This is a genomic window from Thermogemmatispora aurantia (genome assembly GCF_008974285.1).
GTDB classification, from domain to species: domain Bacteria; phylum Chloroflexota; class Ktedonobacteria; order Ktedonobacterales; family Ktedonobacteraceae; genus Thermogemmatispora; species Thermogemmatispora aurantia.
This window is the reverse complement of the sequence record NZ_BKZV01000004.1, coordinates 347,917-365,476: the sequence shown is the minus strand read 5'-3', so window position 1 is coordinate 365,476 and position 17,560 is coordinate 347,917. Positions and strand designations below refer to the sequence as shown.

General features: G+C 61.6%; 18 protein-coding genes. 7 read left to right on the top strand and 11 right to left on the bottom strand.

Features of this window, described 5'->3' with window-relative positions:
* Positions 1-54: 54 nt before the first annotated feature.
* The 3 genes from KTAU_RS14020 to KTAU_RS14010 all read right to left on the bottom strand — a co-directional run bounded on the left by KTAU_RS14020 (position 55) and on the right by KTAU_RS14010 (position 1,600).
* Positions 55-417, bottom strand: coding sequence for a hypothetical protein (locus KTAU_RS14020; RefSeq protein WP_069804640.1), 363 nt, complete (start codon positions 415-417; stop codon positions 55-57).
* Positions 418-446: 29 nt separating this feature from the next.
* Positions 447-1,196: a hypothetical protein gene (locus KTAU_RS14015; protein WP_151728969.1), complete on the bottom strand. Its 750-nt coding sequence runs from the start codon at positions 1,194-1,196 to the stop codon at positions 447-449.
* Positions 1,197-1,330: 134 nt separating this feature from the next.
* Positions 1,331-1,600, bottom strand: coding sequence for a hypothetical protein (locus KTAU_RS14010; protein ID WP_052890258.1), 270 nt, complete (start codon positions 1,598-1,600; stop codon positions 1,331-1,333).
* A gap of 216 nt (positions 1,601-1,816) precedes the next feature.
* Here KTAU_RS14010 and KTAU_RS14005 point away from each other — a divergent pair, with 216 nt between their 5' ends.
* The 4 genes from KTAU_RS14005 to KTAU_RS13990 all read left to right on the top strand — a co-directional run bounded on the left by KTAU_RS14005 (position 1,817) and on the right by KTAU_RS13990 (position 5,243).
* A complete protein-coding gene (locus tag KTAU_RS14005) occupies positions 1,817-2,062 on the top strand; it encodes a helix-turn-helix domain-containing protein (protein ID WP_170293295.1) in 246 nt (81 codons plus the stop codon).
* A 417-nt stretch (positions 2,063-2,479) separates the two neighbouring features.
* Positions 2,480-3,511 (top strand): RpnC/YadD family protein, encoded by a 1,032-nt coding sequence (locus KTAU_RS14000; protein ID WP_151728967.1) that lies wholly within the window; start codon positions 2,480-2,482, stop codon positions 3,509-3,511.
* A gap of 287 nt (positions 3,512-3,798) precedes the next feature.
* Positions 3,799-4,788, top strand: a complete 990-nt coding sequence (locus KTAU_RS13995; protein WP_151728966.1) for an RpnC/YadD family protein — start codon at positions 3,799-3,801, stop codon at positions 4,786-4,788.
* Positions 4,789-4,925: 137 nt separating this feature from the next.
* Positions 4,926-5,243 (top strand): hypothetical protein, encoded by a 318-nt coding sequence (locus tag KTAU_RS13990; RefSeq protein ID WP_151728965.1) that lies wholly within the window; start codon positions 4,926-4,928, stop codon positions 5,241-5,243.
* A 130-nt stretch (positions 5,244-5,373) separates the two neighbouring features.
* Here the strand turns inward: KTAU_RS13990 and bioB are convergent, their stop codons facing one another.
* The 6 genes from bioB to KTAU_RS13960 form a co-directional block, all read right to left on the bottom strand.
* On the bottom strand, positions 5,374-6,441 hold the full coding sequence (gene bioB / locus KTAU_RS13985; RefSeq protein ID WP_069804633.1) for a biotin synthase BioB: 1,068 nt from the start codon (positions 6,439-6,441) through the stop codon (positions 5,374-5,376).
* A 35-nt stretch (positions 6,442-6,476) separates the two neighbouring features.
* Entirely contained in the window at positions 6,477-7,283 is an 807-nt protein-coding gene (gene bioD, locus KTAU_RS13980; protein WP_151728964.1) for a dethiobiotin synthase, read from the bottom strand.
* Entirely contained in the window at positions 7,280-8,647 is a 1,368-nt protein-coding gene (gene bioA, locus KTAU_RS13975) for an adenosylmethionine--8-amino-7-oxononanoate transaminase (protein WP_069804631.1), read from the bottom strand. The genes bioD and bioA overlap by 4 nt, the downstream gene beginning before the upstream one ends.
* Positions 8,648-8,780: 133 nt before the next feature.
* Complete coding sequence (bioF, locus tag KTAU_RS13970) at positions 8,781-9,980, bottom strand: 8-amino-7-oxononanoate synthase (protein ID WP_228026467.1); 1,200 nt, start codon at positions 9,978-9,980, stop codon at positions 8,781-8,783.
* A 156-nt stretch (positions 9,981-10,136) separates the two neighbouring features.
* Positions 10,137-10,379, bottom strand: a complete 243-nt coding sequence (locus KTAU_RS13965) for a hypothetical protein (RefSeq protein WP_151728963.1) — start codon at positions 10,377-10,379, stop codon at positions 10,137-10,139.
* Positions 10,367-10,654, bottom strand: coding sequence for a hypothetical protein (locus tag KTAU_RS13960; RefSeq protein WP_151728962.1), 288 nt, complete (start codon positions 10,652-10,654; stop codon positions 10,367-10,369). The genes KTAU_RS13965 and KTAU_RS13960 overlap by 13 nt, the downstream gene beginning before the upstream one ends.
* A gap of 402 nt (positions 10,655-11,056) precedes the next feature.
* Here KTAU_RS13960 and KTAU_RS22170 point away from each other — a divergent pair, with 402 nt between their 5' ends.
* Entirely contained in the window at positions 11,057-11,179 is a 123-nt protein-coding gene (locus KTAU_RS22170; protein ID WP_265576276.1) for a hypothetical protein, read from the top strand.
* Between the two features lie 190 nt (positions 11,180-11,369).
* Complete coding sequence (locus KTAU_RS13955; protein WP_151728961.1) at positions 11,370-13,073, top strand: glycosyltransferase family 39 protein; 1,704 nt, start codon at positions 11,370-11,372, stop codon at positions 13,071-13,073.
* Between the two features lie 173 nt (positions 13,074-13,246).
* Here the strand turns inward: KTAU_RS13955 and KTAU_RS13950 are convergent, their stop codons facing one another.
* A complete protein-coding gene (locus KTAU_RS13950; protein ID WP_151729155.1) occupies positions 13,247-14,035 on the bottom strand; it encodes a COG4705 family protein in 789 nt (262 codons plus the stop codon).
* A 712-nt stretch (positions 14,036-14,747) separates the two neighbouring features.
* A complete protein-coding gene (locus KTAU_RS13945) occupies positions 14,748-15,425 on the bottom strand; it encodes a GntR family transcriptional regulator (protein WP_151728960.1) in 678 nt (225 codons plus the stop codon).
* A gap of 887 nt (positions 15,426-16,312) precedes the next feature.
* Here KTAU_RS13945 and KTAU_RS13940 point away from each other — a divergent pair.
* Entirely contained in the window at positions 16,313-17,536 is a 1,224-nt protein-coding gene (locus KTAU_RS13940; protein WP_151728959.1) for an amino acid ABC transporter substrate-binding protein, read from the top strand.
* Positions 17,537-17,560 lie beyond the last annotated feature (24 nt).

Here is a 17,560-nt window from a genome sequence, read left to right as displayed (position 1 = left end):
GAGAGCGACCGGTCGCGACCGACTCGCCCTCCCCAACCTGAGCGGGCCAGAGGGTTAAGAGAGCAAACGAACACTCGAAGAGCGGATCGGAAAGGGGTCTGCTTGTGAGCCAGACGCTGCAGCGGGCTGGGCGCTGGCGGGTCTGGCGGGTGTCTCAGCGCAGGTCTGGCCCAGGCGATAGCGGCGCAGGCGGCGTCGAATGCGGGCCGGCAGAAATTCGCGCTCGGCACGTTCGAAACGTGGGGTGAGCACCATTACGGCGACAGGATCATCGCCGAAGGAGCCATAGGGTCGGCAGGCGCGTCCCGAGGCCACCAGCCGACGGCGGTAATCCTTCTCTCGACGGCGCGCGATCGCCTTATAGATGGCCATCGTGGTGGGCTGGCTCTCTTCTGCGCTTCCCTGAACAGTGATCATTGCATCGAGCCTCCTCCAGGCATTCCTTATTAGAGGGCAACCACGGCTTGACGGACGTAGCCGCGACAGCAGGCCTGGCGGCGGAAGGCGCGGCGCTCAGTCAGGCTGCCGTAGAGGCGGGTGCGAATGGCGGCCCATTCCCAGCGCAGGGCCTCGTAGGCGGTGAAGGTCTGCGGATGGCGGGCGAAATAGTCGGCCAGCTCGCGGGCCTGCGCCAGGTAGCCGCCCAGGATCAGAGCTTCCAGCGACTTCACCACAAAGCCCCCGCGTGCCCAGTGCCAGGTTCCGTCACTGAGCATCAGCTCAGGGTGCCACCAGACGTCGAGCGTGAGACGGGCCAGCTCAGCAGCGGCCTGGGGCCTGGTCAACAGGGCAAGCTGCAGGCGGAGCTGAGCCAGGTCGCCATCGTGCAGGAGCGTGCCGCGGAGCTTGTGCGCCAGGCTGTGGGCCGTCTCCAACATGGGGGTATCGTGGTGCTGACGGGCATATTCGCCGCAGAGGACCGCCAGATAGGCGATGGGGACCTCGGCGTAGGGAGAAGTCGAGCGCCGGGCCAGCTCAGAGGCCGCCTGCGTCAGGCGGAGGGCTTCGACGAGCCTGCCGCTGCGTTCGGCCAGCGTCGCCGCTCGCATCAGCAGGCGCGCCTGACACTCGTCTTTATCCAGCGCCAGGACCACGGTCGGATCGTCACAGGCGTCGGCGTCTTGCGCAGCCGTTCCGGTCCCGGTCAGGGCCAGAGCCAGCGCGGGCGAGCCGAGCAAGAGGGTGCGTCGTAACATCAGAACCACTCTCCACTTCTTCAGCAAGGCAACAAAGCCAACTCCACGAAATAGCAGGCCATCACCATCACATCAGGCGAGGCGAGGCAAGGCAAAGCAAGACCAGCAGCGCAAGGCAGGCCGCCCTCACCACCTCACAAGGCACTGTCGAAGTGCGACAACGGTTCCCACCTCTCTTTCTCCAGAGCGAGCCTGGTCAGGGGATGACCTTCTAGCGCGTGCTGGCGCTGGCGCTGCCAGTCCTGTTCTTTGGTGACCAGGAAACAGAGACCATTGGCATGGGCGCAGAGCAGATGATAGCTGCCCGGCGGCTCGCGCTGCTCTTGAATGCGCAGGACCGTGACCCGCGCTTCTCGATCGTTGCGGATGCGCTCGGCCAGCGCTTCAGCTTCCTGGCGCGTCATCTTGCACGCTCCTTTCTTTTTAAGAAGGCACTAATCGGTGGCTATCGTACAGAGTACATCTATCAGTGTTCTCTTTCGCTAACCCTCTATCATAATACCACAAAGACTATATCGTAATCAAGGTATATCGATAAGTGGCTACCCTCTAGAGGAGTTAACATGAGGCACTCTGCTCTGTATACTCAGAGCGAATATGTCCACCAGGGCGGAATCTGCATGATACGGCTCCGAATCAAAGAAGTCCTCCAGGAGAAAGGGATCAGCCAGGGGCGATTATCACGAGAAGCCAATATCCCTTTGAATATGGTGTACCGCATGGTACACGACAAGCACTACATGCCGAGTTCGCTGACGCTCTGGAAAGTAGCGCGTTACCTCAAGGTGCCGATGGAAGAGCTGCTTGAAGAGGTTGAGGGGCCGGAGGAAGAAGCGGAGAACGGGCACCAGGACCAGGAAGAGTGAGCCGTCGTCTTCCCTGTCCCCATTCGTCTTGCACTGTGAGCGCCGAGATATGGGCTAGCTGCTCCCGGCGACTGCCTCACTGATCATGCTGTGTGCCTTCGAAGTTTCAGCCTGCCAGTCTGGCCGTCGTCAGGCCCCTTCAGACCGACTTTCTCTTGAGCGCGAGCAGGCGGCGTGAGGTCCCTGCCCGCGGAGCGGACGGACGGGGCAGCGCCTTGCCGCAGTTTTCTCCTTCCGTCAAGCAGGCCGGCGAGCGGCTGTGAGAGGCTTTCGCAGTGGCTCTACTAAATATCGCTTGCTTGTTTAGAAATGATCACTTCTTTTTCAAGCGATCTTTCCATCAAAAGCCCTTGATCTATGTTTCCAAATCTGCTATACTTCCCTCAGCACGCTGAAGGAGGTTGAGCGCCTCACTCTATGGTCTCGTCCTGGGATCTCAGCCTGAAGCGGCTGTTCTCGCTGGCCGCGCAGGATCTGATCACCTTTGTCTTGCCGGGGGCCAGCCATGTCCAGCAGGCTTCGGGCGAGTTTGTGCTTGCCATTGATCCGCCGCTCACCGAGCTAGGAGCCTTGTACGCTGATGCCTTGAGCACTTGCACGCTGGCGGGCAAGCCTCTGCTCATCCACCTGGAGTTTCAGAGTCGGGCTGACCCCAGCATGCCCCAGCGCCTGCTGATGTATAATATTCTTGCAGACCGGCGCTTCGGGTACCCGGTGCTCTCGTGTGTCATCTACCTGCGCCGCTGTGGTGTCCCGACGACGCCCTATCAGCGCTTTCTGCCTGATGATTCGCCTGTGCATGAGTTCTACTTTCGCATCGTCAAACTCTGGGAACTTTCGGCACAGGCCTTGCTGGCGCGGCAGCTTCCGGGGTTGCTGCCTTTGTTGCCGCTCTCGCGTGAGGGGCACAGTCGCCAGGTTATCCGCACGATGATCGAGCGCCTGCAGCGGGCGCGCCAGTATGAATTACTCGAAGTTGGTTTGTTGTTAGCCTCGCTGGCCTGGGCCGACGCTCCCGCCAGCGAGCGCCAGTGGCTTCAGGAGCAGTTCACAATGCTGACCGAATTTTTACAAGAATTGAAGCAGACCGACGCCGCCCGCGCTCTTATCCAGGAAGGCCGTCAAGAGGGCTTACAAGAAGGCCTCCAGCAGGGTCGCCAAGAGGGCTTACAAGAAGGCCTCCAGCAGGGCCGTCAAGAGGGCTTACAAGAAAGTCTCCAGAAGAACCGGCGGCTCCTGGTAGACATTGTCAGTGCCCGTTTCTCCTCTCTCAGCGAGCTTGCCGCTCTGGCCGCTACCGCCATCAGCGATCTTGACACGCTTTTGATGCTCACTGGACAGGCCGCTACTCTGCCCGACGCCGAGCGTCTGCGCGCTCTCCTGCTCGCCCACCTGCCCGCAAGCGATGACCAGCCCCCAAGCGCTCCCACCGACCACGGCTCCCGCTAGCGAGTCCAAGAGCTGATCCTGCTCCGAGATCCCGTCGGCCCGCAGAGCGAGCACGCCCTCTCGCACCCACCTGCTCGCTCTGCGCTGACGGCCCTCCTCCTCACCACCACTACCCGGGCAGAGTCGTGGCTCCCATTTCACTGCTCTCTTCTTTAAATATAGCTTGCTTGTTTAGAAATGATCACACATTCTCAGGAAAATTTATCGTTTTAGATATTGATCTCTATTACTCAAGCTGGTATACTCCTCTCAGAAGCTCTGCCATCAAGGAGGAAGTGCACCGGGCGATGGTTTCCCACTGGGACCGGAGCATGAAGCGACTCTTCGGGCTGGCGGCACAGGACCTGATCACCTTTATTCTGCCGCAGGCTCGCTTGCTGCAGCATGCCTCTGGGGAGTTTGTCCTGAAACCCGATCCGTCCCTTCCTGAGCTAGGGCTGCTCGCCGCCGACACATTGAGCGCCTGCTCTCTGGAGGGGAAAACGCTGCTCATTCATCTAGAGTTTCAGAGCCGGGCCGATGGCAAGATGGCCCAGCGTCTGCTGATGTATAATATCCTTGCAGACGAACGCTACGGCTATCCTGTGCTCTCCTGCGTGATCTATCTGCGTCGTTGCGGGGTAGTTGCGACACCCTACCGGCGTCAACTGCCTAACGCTACCCCCGTTTACGACTTCTACTTTCAGGTGATCAAGCTCTGGGAGCTGCCAGCGCAGGAGTTGCTTGCGAGACAATTGCCAGGGTTATTACCTCTGCTGCCACTCACTCGCGAGGGGCGCAGTCGCCAGGTCATCCGGGCGATGATCGAGCGCCTGCAGCAGGCACGTCAGTATGAGTTACTCGAAGTGGGTTTGTTGTTAGCCTCGCTGGCCTGGGCCGACGCTCCCGCCAGCGAGCGCCAGTGGCTTCAGGAGCAGTTCACGATGCTGACCGAATTTTTACAAGAACTGAAACAGACCGACGCTGCCCGTGCCCTCATTGAGGAAGGGCTGCAGCAAGGTATTCAGCAAGGCATCCAACAAGGTATTCAGCAAGGCATCCAGCAAGACCTGCTAGAGGGCCGCGAGGACTTCATCGCTGGCGTGCGCAGCCGCTTCCCCCAGTTGGAGCCGCTCGCCACCACCGTGGCCGCTCATATCCATTCGCTGCGCACCATCCATCAGCTCCTGCTCACGATCGGCCTCGCACGCAGCGCCGAGGAGCTCCAGTCGTTGCTGCTCGCCCATCTGCCTGACAACACGGGTCAGCCGCCGACCGGCAACGGCTCCCAGCCTTAGCCAGACCCTTTCTCTCATCACCCACTTTCACCGCCGTCGGAGTTAGCTTCTCCCTTTCTCTGGTCAGCTCCCACTCGTCACGAGCGGGAGCTGATCACTCACCCCCTACGAAGATAAGGAAAGGATCGCAGGCCGCTATGTCACTCGATGACCTCATCGCCGAACTCAAACAGACCGACGCCGCCCGTGCCCTCATTGAGGAAGGACTGCAGCAAGGTATTCAGCAAGCCATCCAGCAAGACCTGCTAGAGGGCCGCGAAGACTTCGTCACCGGTGTGCGCAGCTGCTTCCCCCAATTGGAGCCCCTCGCCACCACCGTGGCCGCTCACATCCATTCGCTGCGCACCATCCATCAGCTCTTGCTCATGATCGGCCAGGCCCCTGACGCCGAGCACCTGCGCGCTCTCTTGCTCCCCTATCTCCTCGAGCACGAAAGCGACGACACTGAACCCTAAAGCTCACCCCCCCGCACTCCCAGACCTGTGCAGAAAGAGGGCAACCATCCCGCTCGCTCAAAGCAGGACGGTTGCCCTCTGCTTTTTCGTGATCCATGAACCGGCAGGCAGCCTGGTCCAGCAGCCTTCCTCAGTCAGCCCCACCAGCTTGAACCGACTTGCCGGCCTCACCGACCTCATCAACCGTCAGGACCGCTGCCGCCTCCTCCGGCCTTTCAGGGACATGCTCCTCAATCTCAAAGCCTAGATCACGAATCATCTGCCACGTCTCCTCATAATGCTGCCCCGGCGTCGTCAGATAGCCCGACACAAAGACCGAATTGGCCGCATAGAGCGCCAATGGCTGCAATGAACGCAAGTGCACCTCACGCCCCGCTGAGACGCGAATCTCCTGCTTTGGATTCGTCAGGCGCATCAGGCAGAGAATGCGCAGGCAGTCATAGGGGCGCAAATAGCGCGTGTTCTCAAGGGGCGTCCCCGCAATTGGCAACAGGAAATTCACCGGAATCGATTGCGGCTCCAGCTCGCGCAGGGCCAGCGCCACATCGATAATATCCTCCAGCGACTCCCCCTGACCAAAGATCGCCCCACTACACAGGTGCAAGCCAGCCCGCCGCGCCGCCTGGAGGGTCTGCCAGCGATCTTCATAGGTATGTGTCGTACAGATGGTCGGATAGTAGCGCTCGCTGGTATTCAAGTTATGATTGAGCTGCTCCACTCCCGCCTCAGCGAGCCGGCGCGCCTTCTCTTCCGAGATCAGCCCGACGCTGCAGCAGATGGCAATGTCCACCTCTTCTTTGATACGCCGCACGGCCCGCACCAGAAAATCGATCTCACGATTGTTGGCACCACGCCCGCTGATGACAATGCAATAACGCCGACAGTGCGCCTCCTTCGCCCGGCGCGCCCCCTCCAGCAGACGCTCCAGACTGACCAGCGGATAGCGCTCGATGGCCGCCCGCGAAATACTCGACTGCGAGCAATAATGACAATCCTCGGGACAGATCCCGCTCTTGGCGTTGATGAGCATGTGCAGATGCACACGCCGACCACAGAAGGTCAGTCGCACGCGATAGGTCGCAGCCAGGAGATCTAAGACACGCTCATCCGGGCAGGTCAGCACCGCAAGACATTCCTCGCGCGTCAAAACCTCTCCATTGATGGCTTTGTCAGCCAAATGCTGAAAATCAACAATCATCAATCTTCTTTCCTCCCCAGGCAGCTTGCCGGTAATCAGGCGCCCGCTTCATTGAGCGGCTCGGTGGGAATCCCCTCTTCCGTCGCCGACGCCGATGCCGCCGCAGTCGTGCCAACTCCCTGACCCTCGGCGATGTCCAGCGCCATGCTCTCCAGCAATCCGGCGCCCAGAAGCTGGCTGCCGGCAGCCGCCAGGGCCTCCTCGTTCAGGTCGGTGAGATGGGGCAAGGGACCATACAACGGCACCGGACACCAGCGCCGCAAGGCGTCGGCATTGCTGCGCACCGACAGATCGCTCTCGTCAGGTGCTCCCGGATGGTTGAGCACAACGCCCAGGACGCGCGTCCGCCGGTTGGCCACGGCGACGGTCAGACAGGTGTGGTTGATGACTCCCAGGACGTTGCGCGCGACGACCAGCAGCGGTAGCCCCAGCGTGACGGCCAGATCAAGCATAGTCTGCTGGGCCGTCAGCGGCACCAAGAGACCACCCGCTCCTTCGACAAGCACCGCATCATGGGTCGCCAGGAGCTGTCGATAGCAGTGGACGATTTCGGCCAATTCGATGGTGACCCCGGCCTCCTCCGCCGAGAGGGCCGGGGCCAGCGGCAGCGGCAAGGCATATGGGACGATCAGCTCCAGCGGCGCCGTACAGTGCGCCACCTGACGCAGCCACTGCGCATCATGGGCCCCCTCACGTCCCTGCTCCGGGGGACAGTCGGTCTCTGCCGGCTTCATCACCCCGACGCGCAGCCCGCGCTGTACCAGGGCCGCAGCCAGGGCCGCCGTAACCACGGTCTTGCCAACGCCCGTATCGGTGCCAGTAATAAAGCAGGCCCATTTCATGAGAGCACTTCCTCCGCAACTTTCTCGATAGCAGCATACGTAATGTCCAATAAGCGCACCAGCTCGGGATGCGAGATCGCCAGCGGCGGCATGATGACCAGAACATCGCCAAGTGGACGTAAGATCAGGCCACGCTTCCGTGCTTCCTTGATAACGCGCACAGCCACCCGCTGCTCGGGCGGGAAAGGCGTCTTTGTCTTCTTGTCCTGTACCAGCTCGATCCCAACCATAAAACCGCACTGGCGAATGTCTCCGACGATCGGTAGGGCGCGGAACGAGCGCAGCCACTCCTCCATCAAGGCAATGCGCAGCTCCAGCCGCTGCAGAGTCTCCTCCTGCTCGAAGACCTTCAGGTTGGCCAGGGCCGCCGCACAGGCCAGCGGATTGCCGGTATAGGTGTGGCCGTGATAGAAGGTGCGCCCGGGACCAAGGAAGGCGCGATAGATCTCTTCGGTGGCCAGAGTGGCCGCCAGCGGTAGGTAGCCCCCGGTCAGGCCCTTACCGATGGCCATCAGGTCAGGCTCGATACCTTCGTGCTCGCAGGCGAACATCTTGCCGGTGCGCCCGAAGCCGGTGGCGACTTCATCGGCGATGAAGAGGATGCCATGACGTTTGGCGATCTCCCAGACGGCGCGCGTGTAGCCTTTGGGATAAACATAGATGCCCGCCGCTGCCTGGACCAATGGCTCCATGATGACCGCCGCCAGCTCGTGAGCATGGGTGCTGATGACTCGCTCCACCTCTTCAAGACAGGCCATCTGACAGGCCGGATAGCTTTTTTGCAGATGGCAACGATAGCAGTAGGCGCTGCGAGCTTCAACATGAGGGAAGAGCAGCGCCAGATAGGAACGACGATACATGTCGATACCGCCGACGCTCATGGCGCCGACGGTGTCGCCGTGATAGGCGCTGTGCAGGGCGAAAAACTTGGTGCGCTGCGGCTGGGGCGAGGGACACTGTTGCCAGTACTGGATAGCCATCTTCAGAGCGATCTCGACTGCGGCAGCCCCGGTGTCGGAGTAAAAGACGCGCTGCAGGCGCCCCGGCGCGAGATCGACGAGCCGCTGCGCCAGTTCGATGCCAGGAGGGTGGGTCAGGCCGAGAAAGGTGGTGTGGGCGACGCGCTCTAGCTGCTCGCGAATGGCCTGATCGATGGTCGGGTGACGATGCCCGTGGATGTTGACCCACAGCGATGAGACGCCATCAAGGTAGGGATTGTTGTCGCTGTCGATGAGATAGCAGCCATCGGCGCGCTCGATGACAAGCTGGGCTTCCGCCTCCCAGTCGCTTTGCTGGGTGAAGGGGTGCCAGAGGACGCTTTTGTCGAGATTCTGCCAGCGAATGCTCTCGCTGTGAGAGGCCATAGCTTCTCCTTTCTCCTCCGTTGTCTCTTTCCATCTCTCTGCCGGCACGTCCAGACTTCCACCTCTACCGCGTTCTGGCCTGCTTCGGGCTGCTCAGGCCGAGCCTGATTCAGCTCTGCCGTGCCTTACGCCCTCAGCGGAGCAGCGCCAGCTCGCGCCCGACACGCTCGAAGGCTTCGAGGGCCAAATCGAGGTCGCTGCGCTCGTGCACGGCCATGACGCTGGCCCGGATGCGCGCCATGCCCGCTGGGACCGTTGGCGGACGGATGGCGACGGCGAGGACACCATAATCTTGCAGGCGCGCCGCCATCTTGAGGGCCAGCCCGGCATCGCCGACGAGCACCGGCACGATATGGGTGCGGGAGGTCAGGGTGTCATAGCCGAGGGCTTGCAGTCCCCGACGCAGGTAGGCAGCGTTGGCCTGGAGACGCTCGACGAGTGTGGGCTGCTCTTCAAGGAGGGTGAGCGCAGCCAGGGAGGCAGCAATGACCGGCGGAGGTAGGGCAGTGGTGAAGATGAAGGGGCGCGCGACGTTGATCAGGTAGTCGATGAGGAGGGTGGGACCGGCGACGAAGGCACCGAAGCCGCCCAGGGCCTTGCTGAGAGTGCCGACGGCGATGATGCCCTCGTAGTCGCTGGCGACGGCGGCGAGCAGCCCGCGCCCACCCGGCCCAAGGCAGCCCGTGGCGTGGGCTTCGTCGACGAGCAGAAGTGCACCATACTGACGGCAGAGGGCGATCAGGTCCTCCAGGGGAGCGACGTCGCCGTCCATGCTAAAGACGGAGTCGGTGACGACGAGGATTCGGCGATACTGCCCGCTGCGATATGCTTCGGCAAGCAGCTGTGCAACGGTATCGCTGTCGTTGTGCGGGTAGACTTTGCAGGTGGCGCGGCTGAGTCGACAGCCGTCGATGATGCTGGCATGGTTGAGGGCATCGCTGAGGATGAGGTCGCCGGGACCGACGAGGGCGGTGATGACGCCGACATTAGCAACGTAGCCGCTGTTGAAGAGAAGGGCGCTTTCGCTCCTTTTGAAGCGGGCGAGGCGCCGCTCTAGTTCGGCGTGGAGATCGCTGCTGCCGGCGATGAGCCGCGAGGAGCCGGCGCCGCAACCGTAGCGCTCGCTGGCCTGCTTGGCGGCTGTTTTGAGGGCTGGATGGGTGGCCAGGCCAAGATAATTGTTGGAGCTGAGATTGAGCAGGCGATGCCCGTTGCACTCTAGCCAGGGTTCGCTACTCCCCAGTTCCGGGCGCAGCCGCCGATAGAGTTGAGCCTCACGCAGGGCCTCCAGCCGCTCGCGCATGAAATCCAGGGGCCTGCCCTCTTGCATCATTCTACCTGTCCCCCTCGCTCACTGCTGTGATGTCTCTGGCTCGCTCTGCCTCGTGGCCCCGGTTGCGCTCTGCTCCGGCGAGGCGCTGAGGCGACGCGGTCGGTCCTATTGTAGCGGAGCCAGCCCAGGCTGACAAGGGCACTTTTGGGGGACGGCTCAGTTGAGGCTCTCGCGCCGCGGCTGGTCGCGCAGGGTTCTCCCAAGGCGCCGTTCGAGCGACAGATCTCTCGTCTCCACTCTATGGCAGAAGCGCCTCAGTAAGCTTTCGACCAGGCCCAGGAGCCAGCGGATCTGGTGCATTTCCGGCTCGGTGAAATAGACCAGGCAGGCTGTCCGGCTGGTCATCGTCTGCTGGCAGCGCCGCTGCAGCAAGGTGAGCACTTCCTCTATTTCTCGCATGCCGACAGGGTGGCTCGCTCCTCATCACTCAGCTCTCGGGCAATGGGTCCCTGGAGCCAGAGAACTTCTCGCGCCTGGAGCCAGTGCTCCCAGCAGGCTTGTCCGCCAGGGGAGAGCATGGCAAAGAGCTGCTCCTGGAGTTCGGCCAGCAGACGCCCGGCAAGGACCCATTCAACCAGGGTGGTCAGTGGAAACTGCGGCATGCCGGCCAGCAGCGAACGGCGGCGCGGGCGTCTCGGCTGGCGCTCTTGAGGAGAAGGACGGCGCCGGCTCATGGTTTGCGCCCCCAGACGGCCAGTCCTCCGCTGCTGGTGCGCAGGCGCTCCCATTCCTGGGGCAGAGCGGCGAGAGTCTCGGCCACCTGCTCGCGAGGGAGATGGTTGACGGCGGCAAGCTGCGGCTGGTTGAGTTGAAATAGAGGCTGCGGCAGAGGCAGCGCTCGCAGAGCGGCTGTTTGCGCGCTACGCTTGGGAGACAGGGCTGGGGCGCGGTGGCCATGTTGAAGTTCCCTCCTCTCTACTTGTCAGTATCTTCGTCGAACGACTATACTGTCCATCGAGATAGTCAGATGCTTCTCTGACTTGTATCATAGCAGGAATATCAGGGCGATAACGGTGCTACATGTTCCTTACGACGGCACACAATGTCACCTATTAGAAGCGGAGGATGCCTTCGTTATGTTACCCAAGAATACTTTCGGCCACCTCATCCGCACCTACCGTCGTCTCCGCGGTTGGAGCCAGATCGAGCACCTCTCTGACCTCGTACCCCTACAGCACGAGTCAGAGGCTCCTACCTAGCTAGCACGCCTTCATTGTTATGTCCCAGTGTCAGCTATCTTCCCCCGCTCGCCCACGGCTGCCTCCTCTCCCTCCCCTCTCCATTACCTCTGTCCTGGTCACTTTTGCCTCTCGCTTGCTTATGATATGCTCATCCATATCGAAAGCTTGCTTGCGACTGTGACTCTACCTAATAAAGGATGAAGCAAGAATGAACCCTGTCGCCCGGAATGCAACCGGTCCACTCAGCCCGCAGCTTCGCTCGCGTGCGTCGCGCGACCTGGCCATAGCCTGGCTATCCGTCAGCTGTTTGTTCTTACTCGCCTTGCTGCTCTACCTGCATGCTCTGGGATCGCCCAGCCTCTGGTTTGACGAAGCCTTCTCCGTCGAACTGGCGCGCCAACCACTGCCGCGGCTCTGGCAAGCCATCTGGGGACCTGAGCCGAATATGGAACTATACTATCTCCTGCTGCATTTCTGGCTGCAACTCACCGGCACTCTCGGACTGGCACCCACCGAATTCATCGTCCGCCTCCCCTCGGCCATCTGCGCCGCCCTCAGCGTCATTGTCGTCTACCTCTTCGGCAAACGCTACCTCAGCGTCACCGCCGGTCTCTGCGCCGCCCTGCTCTACCTGCTCAACTACTCGACGCTCATCTACGCCCAGCAAACGCGGGCCTACGCCCTGCAGCTTCTGCTGCTCACCCTCTCCTGGTACGCCCTGGCTGCCTGCTACACCGCCCGCCGACGCCTGGCCGGCTGGTGGACCCTCTACGTGGTTACCACCACCCTGGCCTTCTACGCCCAGCTCTTCAGCCTGGTCATCTTCTTCATCCAGCTTGTAACCATTGCCGGCCTCTGGCTGCTGCCCACAGCCTGGCGCGAAGGCGCCCGCCAGCGCTGGAAGCTCATCGCCAGCGCCCTCGTCGCTATTGGCCTGCTCGCCCTCCCGCTGATCCCCGTCGCCAGGCAAACTGGTAAGACCGACTGGCTGGCACAGCCACATTTCCACGACCTGCTCAACCTGCTGGCCGTCATGCTCGGCGGCGATCATCCACTCGTGACCCTGCTGGTCCTGAGCTGCCTGCCAGCCCTGCTACTGATCCCGCTGGCCCTCATCCTGCGCCGGGCCGAACGTCAGGGCTTAGCCTTCTCTGTCCAGCACGGCAATCGCTGGCTGACCTATGCCAGGCATCTGGCCGCTGACCACCTGCCGCTGCTTTGGCTCATCAGCTGCTGGTTCATCGTGACCATCCTGCTCAGCTTCGGCCTCTCACTCGGACCAGCCCGCCTCTTCTCCTCCCGCTACCTGGTGGTCACCATGCCCGCCTTCGCCCTCCTCAGCGCCCTGGGCCTCTCACTCGTGCGTCCGCGCCTGCTCCAGGGAGCGCTCGCTCTCCTCCTCGTCGCCCTCTCCTTCGTCAACGCCCTCAACTACTACCCCCACGCTCAGCTCGAAGACTGGCGCAGCGCTGCCATGTGGCTCCAGCACCACTATCAGCCCAACGACGGCCTTGTTTGCTACAACACTATCCAGGGCTGTCAGGTCTCCTTCGAATACTATTTCGCCGCCTACCCCATCAGCCAGGCCCACTTCACCAATGACGCCCCGGGTAACCTGCTCTCCTGGCAGACCGACAGCGGCTACGCCGCCCCGGGACGCACACCAGACGCCGCCCTCGACATCAACGCCGTCGCCGCCTACGCCCGCCAACACCCGCGCCTCTTCTACATTGTCGGGCGCGTCCCCGATAGCCAGGCTGCCCAGCAAGTCAGCGCCGTCGAGAGCTGGCTAGACCAACACTATCAGCTCCTCGCCTCCATGAGCAGCGCCGGTGGCATCAGTGTGCGCCTCTACGCTATCGTCCCCAGCACGGCCCTGCTCAGGCCCGGTCAAGGCTCCGGCTGGAGTTGAGCTGACTCACCATGAGGAACAGCTCCGGCCAGTCACGCACACAGCACAGAACCAGCCAAAAACAGGGTGCCCCACCATCTGCCGCTGAAGACGGTGAGGCACCCATCACGATCCTGTCCAGCGCAGCACAGGCCCGTCCGTTCTCAGTCAGCTAGTCAGCTGATCAGAGCTGATCAGCGTCTCTCAGCGGAACGACCCTGCACGTCACGATGTGTGACGCTCAAGTAGACCACAAAGAGGACCAGCAGGATCAGTAAGACCAGCGAGACCTTACCATCACCCAGGCCGAGGCCCCCCAGATAGGGCTTGCCCAGCCAGTCCGCAATCGAGGCTCCCAGGGGCCTGGTCACAATATAGGCCCACCAGAAGGCCGCAATTGCATTGAAACGTAGCAACCAGTATCCCAGCGCGGGCAGTGCAAAAAGGACCGCGAAGAGAAGGATCGAAGGGAAGTAACCAAGATTGAGCGTTGCCGCCGTCAGATCACCCGCCGCCGTTCCCAGGGCAAAGGTGGCAATCACCGCCGCCCAATAGAACAGCTCGCGGCGCCCGCGATAGACACTGTGGATCGAGAGCGTGTGCTCACACAGATACCAGACCACAAAGACCACCGCCAGGGCAGCCGAGAAAAAAGTCGTCGAGACCACATACGAGATGCCGAGCACCACATGCAGCACATCGGCGGCCATCGTCCCAAAGACTGCCACCATCAAAGCTGCCAGCCAGTAGACCCAGGCGATATAGCGGCGCAGCGAGAGCTGCAAGATCAAAGCCGCCACCAGGCCAAAACAGCCCAAGCCCACCGCCACATACGGATTGATCTGGTAGACCAGGAAATCTGAGGTCGATTCACCCAAAGCCGTCGTCAGGAGCTTGATCACCCAGAAGTAGACCGTGATCTCCGGCACCTTGACCAGCAGCGGCTGCCATTGACGGGGCGAGGGGGCAGGCGAGGGCGGCATCTGCCCCGCAGGATAGACGCCCAACGAGGAAGGACGCCAGTCAGACATGGCCGCCTCCTTTCGATTCCCACCCCGACAGCGCCCGCCGCCTCAGATCCCAGGACCAGCGAGCACCAGGGCCCCAGAGAAAAGTTAGAAAAGCTTCAACTGGCTCCCCCTGCCGTACCGGTTCAGCGAGAGCCACCAGTAGAGGAGCGTGCATCGCGTCGATCTGTCCCTCCATGCAGGATGCGATGAATGGTCCAGCAGAGCAGCCAGGAGGCCAAGCTCTGCCAAGAGCAGCGAGAAGCGCGGCAGCGGCCCCATCCTTCTCGTGCACTATCACTGCTCTACCAGAACGATGGAGATCCTCACCCGGCCACGAAGAGAGAAAGGAAGCCCGTGTTCCCAGCCCTCGCTCAATACTCTCCAACCCGCCCGTCCTCCAGGGGCGACGGCCCAGCGCTGCCCAAACCAAAAAAATTCCCCCGCGCCGTGCACCGACGCAGCAGGCCGTTCCCAACCACTCCTCTTCACCAGAGCAGACCGTCCCCCTACTCCCCCACTTGCACAACCCGCGACAGCGCTGCTCACAGGACGAGGAGAGATACAGGCAAGCAGACAGACCAACCCGACCAGGAAGATCACAACAAAGGAAGAAAGGCACCGTTCAGGACAAGAAAGGAAAAGAGCAGACCGATTACTCCCCCAGCCCAGGAGAGAAGCCGGCTGACTACAGCCGCTTCTGCGCCAGCCGGGCCATCATCAGGCGGATAGCCATCGCCTCGCGGAAATGCTGGCGAGCCAGACGCTCGGCCTCATCCTCATCCTGCCGTACAATCGCCCCAAAGAGCGCCTCGTGCTCCGGCAGAGCCGCCTGCTGGCGCTCTGGCTTATCCAGCGTCGTCTTCTGTAAGCGCTCAATCAGGTCGCGCAGATTCGTCAGCTCACGGAACAGATAGCGATTGCGCGCCGCCTGCCAGATGGTCTCGTGAAAGGCATGGTTGAGCACCACCAGCCGTTCAACATCGCGCTGCTGCGTCGCCTCCCGATACTCCTCCAGAATGCGCCGCAAACTAGCCACCTCCAGCTCCGACCGCAAACGCGCCGCCAGCCGCGAAGCCATCCCCTCCAGCGTCTCACGCACCGCGCACAATTCCTCTAATTCCTCCGGCGAGGTGGTTCCTACCACGATCCCCTGACCAGTGTCCCTCACCAGATTGTCCGCTTCCAACTTGCGCAGCGCCTCCCGCACCGGCGTCCGACTGACCGAGGCCAGCGCGGCGATATTCTCTTCAACCAGGCGCTCATTCGGCTCTAAGGTACCGTCAAGAATGGCATTGCGCAGAAATTCATACAGTTCCTGGGCTCTGGAACGCTCACCCGGGAGCTGGATTCGAGAGAGAGGCATGTGCTTCACCCACTTTCCTGAGAGAGAAGTGTGATGGAGAGCTTTCCTTGCTCTCCATAATTGTATACATCCGTATGCAAGACGCTGTCAAGAGAGCCGGAATTTCCTGAGAAGGAGCAGATACCGCTTCTACCCTCATTCAGCAGAGGGCCAATGAACACACTCCAGCCGACAACCCGCCCCCTTGACAAGGCCCTCTCGCCAGTGTATATAACTGTTATACAACTGTATACGACTGTATACAGTGACAGGTTTGTGATGTGGCGAGCCGGGCAACGGGCGATCAGGTGTGGGACCACCAGCCCTCCCCTGCAGCAGACTTGCGGAGGGCAGGCCCCAAGAGCTGCAGCGACGCAGCGAACGGAACGGACGCTGTCCAGGATGGTCCCATCGTCTCGCTCTCCCATTATGCCCAGCTCACCAGCGACCTGGCTGAGACGCTCCTATTTACCCGGCTCAGGAGGAGGGGTAGAGCTGACAGGTGCGTCAGCACATCTTTCTTCAGTTGTTGTACATACAGCAGTATGCCCTATCAGGTGTACGATAGGACGAGCGGAAAAGCGCCCATCAGAGCAAGGAGCACGACAAGAATCGGCCAGCCCAGCCAGGCGATCATCCAGTCGACTGGCAGGCAGAACGGCCCAGCCGGTCCGCAGCTGCTCCCTGCCCTGTCATCTTCCGCTCCCGAGGAGAGCGGCAGAGCAGCCTTACGCCTGTTTGTCTTTTAGCCTGTCTGCCCTACGGTAGCGAACGCCTCGCCGGCCAGCGCACTCTGGCAGGGCCCGGCCACACCAGCAGCGCCGGAGGAAAGAGCCTCCAGCCTATCGAACGGACGAACGCATGAACCAAGGCGGCCCAATCCAATCATCACAAGGAGGTGTCTCGACATGGCACTATTTCAGCGACCGCGCGCGCCCCGTCCTCCTATCGGCCACACCCTCATCGCGAGCCTGCTGTTGATCGCTCTGGCGCTTTCGGCTTGCGCCTCCTCCACCTCCGGCGGCGGTGCTTCTTCGACCTCGGCCCCGATCCGCATTGGCTTCTCCATTACTGAAACCGGGCCGGACGCAGCTCCAGCCAAATTTGATCTGCAAGGCTACCAGCTCGGCGCCGACACCATCAACGCCCAAGGGGGGCTACTCGGGCGCAAAGTGCAGCTGGTCTACTATGACGATCAGGGAAGCGCCTCGACCGCTGTCCAGCTCTATCAGCGTCTCATCACCAGCGACAAAGTAGACCTGCTGGTTGGGCCTTACCAGACCGACCTGACCTCGGCTATCGCTCCCCTGGTGACGCGCTACAAGATGGCCATGCCCGCAATGGCCGCCAACCTGGAGCCGTTCAGCGGACGCTATCCCTACCTGGTGCAGTCGATTACCCAGACCCCTCGTTATATGATTCCCGTCATCGACCTGGCAGCCACCAAAGGCTATAAGACGCTGGCCCTGCTGATCCAGGATACCGCCTTTCCGCTTGAGCTGGCCCAGGGCATCAAGCAAGAAGCTGCGGCGCGTGGCATTCGCGTGGTTTTCGAAGCGACCTATCCCGCCGACACCAATGATTTCACCGCCCTTGTTCTCAAGGCCGGCGCCGCCAAGCCGGACATGATCATCGGTGCCACCTATCTGGCCGACGCTGAGGGCATTATCCGGGCTGCCCGCGCCTCCAATGTCAATGCCAAGCTCTTCGCCTTCAGCATCGGACCGGTCGAGCCGGAATTTGGCAGCGCTCTGGCCAACGCCGCCAATGGCATCCTGGGGACGACGCTCTGGTTCCCGACGCTCAAGACCGCCGGCAATGCTGAGTTTGTTCAGAACTTCCGTGCCCACTTTGGGCGTGACCCCGACTATCACGCCGCTATGGCCTACGCTACGATGCAGGCCCTGGCGGCAGCCGTCAGGATGGCCGGCAGTCTTGACCAGACCAAGATCCGTGACGCCTATCTCAAGCTCGACTTGCAGACAGTGGCCGGTGAGTTCAAACTGAACAACCTTGGTCAGCAACTGGGCTACCAGGCCTATGTCCTGCAGTGGCAGAACGGTAAGCAGGAACTGGTCTGGCCGCCAGCAGTGGCTACCAGCCCGGTGCAGTTGCCGCATCCGAACTGGTAAATGCTGGAGCCGGCACTGCGTCGC

Coding starts and splice junctions, on each gene's coding strand:
- KTAU_RS13940 (WP_151728959.1), top strand. CDS start 16,313: ATGGCACTATTTCAGCGACCGCGCGCGCCCCGTCCTCCTATCGGCCAC.
- bioA (WP_069804631.1), bottom strand. CDS start 8,647: ATGGCCTCTCACAGCGAGAGCATTCGCTGGCAGAATCTCGACAAAAGC.
- KTAU_RS13955 (WP_151728961.1), top strand. CDS start 11,370: ATGAACCCTGTCGCCCGGAATGCAACCGGTCCACTCAGCCCGCAGCTT.
- KTAU_RS14000 (WP_151728967.1), top strand. CDS start 2,480: ATGGTCTCGTCCTGGGATCTCAGCCTGAAGCGGCTGTTCTCGCTGGCC.
- KTAU_RS13960 (WP_151728962.1), bottom strand. CDS start 10,654: ATGAGCCGGCGCCGTCCTTCTCCTCAAGAGCGCCAGCCGAGACGCCCG.
- bioB (WP_069804633.1), bottom strand. CDS start 6,441: ATGATTGTTGATTTTCAGCATTTGGCTGACAAAGCCATCAATGGAGAG.
- KTAU_RS13945 (WP_151728960.1), bottom strand. CDS start 15,425: ATGCCTCTCTCTCGAATCCAGCTCCCGGGTGAGCGTTCCAGAGCCCAG.
- KTAU_RS13965 (WP_151728963.1), bottom strand. CDS start 10,379: ATGCGAGAAATAGAGGAAGTGCTCACCTTGCTGCAGCGGCGCTGCCAG.
- bioD (WP_151728964.1), bottom strand. CDS start 7,283: ATGAAATGGGCCTGCTTTATTACTGGCACCGATACGGGCGTTGGCAAG.
- KTAU_RS22170 (WP_265576276.1), top strand. CDS start 11,057: ATGTTACCCAAGAATACTTTCGGCCACCTCATCCGCACCTACCGTCGT.
- KTAU_RS13950 (WP_151729155.1), bottom strand. CDS start 14,035: ATGCCGCCCTCGCCTGCCCCCTCGCCCCGTCAATGGCAGCCGCTGCTG.
- KTAU_RS14015 (WP_151728969.1), bottom strand. CDS start 1,196: ATGTTACGACGCACCCTCTTGCTCGGCTCGCCCGCGCTGGCTCTGGCC.
- KTAU_RS14005 (WP_170293295.1), top strand. CDS start 1,817: ATGATACGGCTCCGAATCAAAGAAGTCCTCCAGGAGAAAGGGATCAGC.
- bioF (WP_228026467.1), bottom strand. CDS start 9,980: ATGATGCAAGAGGGCAGGCCCCTGGATTTCATGCGCGAGCGGCTGGAG.
- KTAU_RS14010 (WP_052890258.1), bottom strand. CDS start 1,600: ATGACGCGCCAGGAAGCTGAAGCGCTGGCCGAGCGCATCCGCAACGAT.
- KTAU_RS13990 (WP_151728965.1), top strand. CDS start 4,926: ATGTCACTCGATGACCTCATCGCCGAACTCAAACAGACCGACGCCGCC.
- KTAU_RS14020 (WP_069804640.1), bottom strand. CDS start 417: ATGATCACTGTTCAGGGAAGCGCAGAAGAGAGCCAGCCCACCACGATG.
- KTAU_RS13995 (WP_151728966.1), top strand. CDS start 3,799: ATGGTTTCCCACTGGGACCGGAGCATGAAGCGACTCTTCGGGCTGGCG.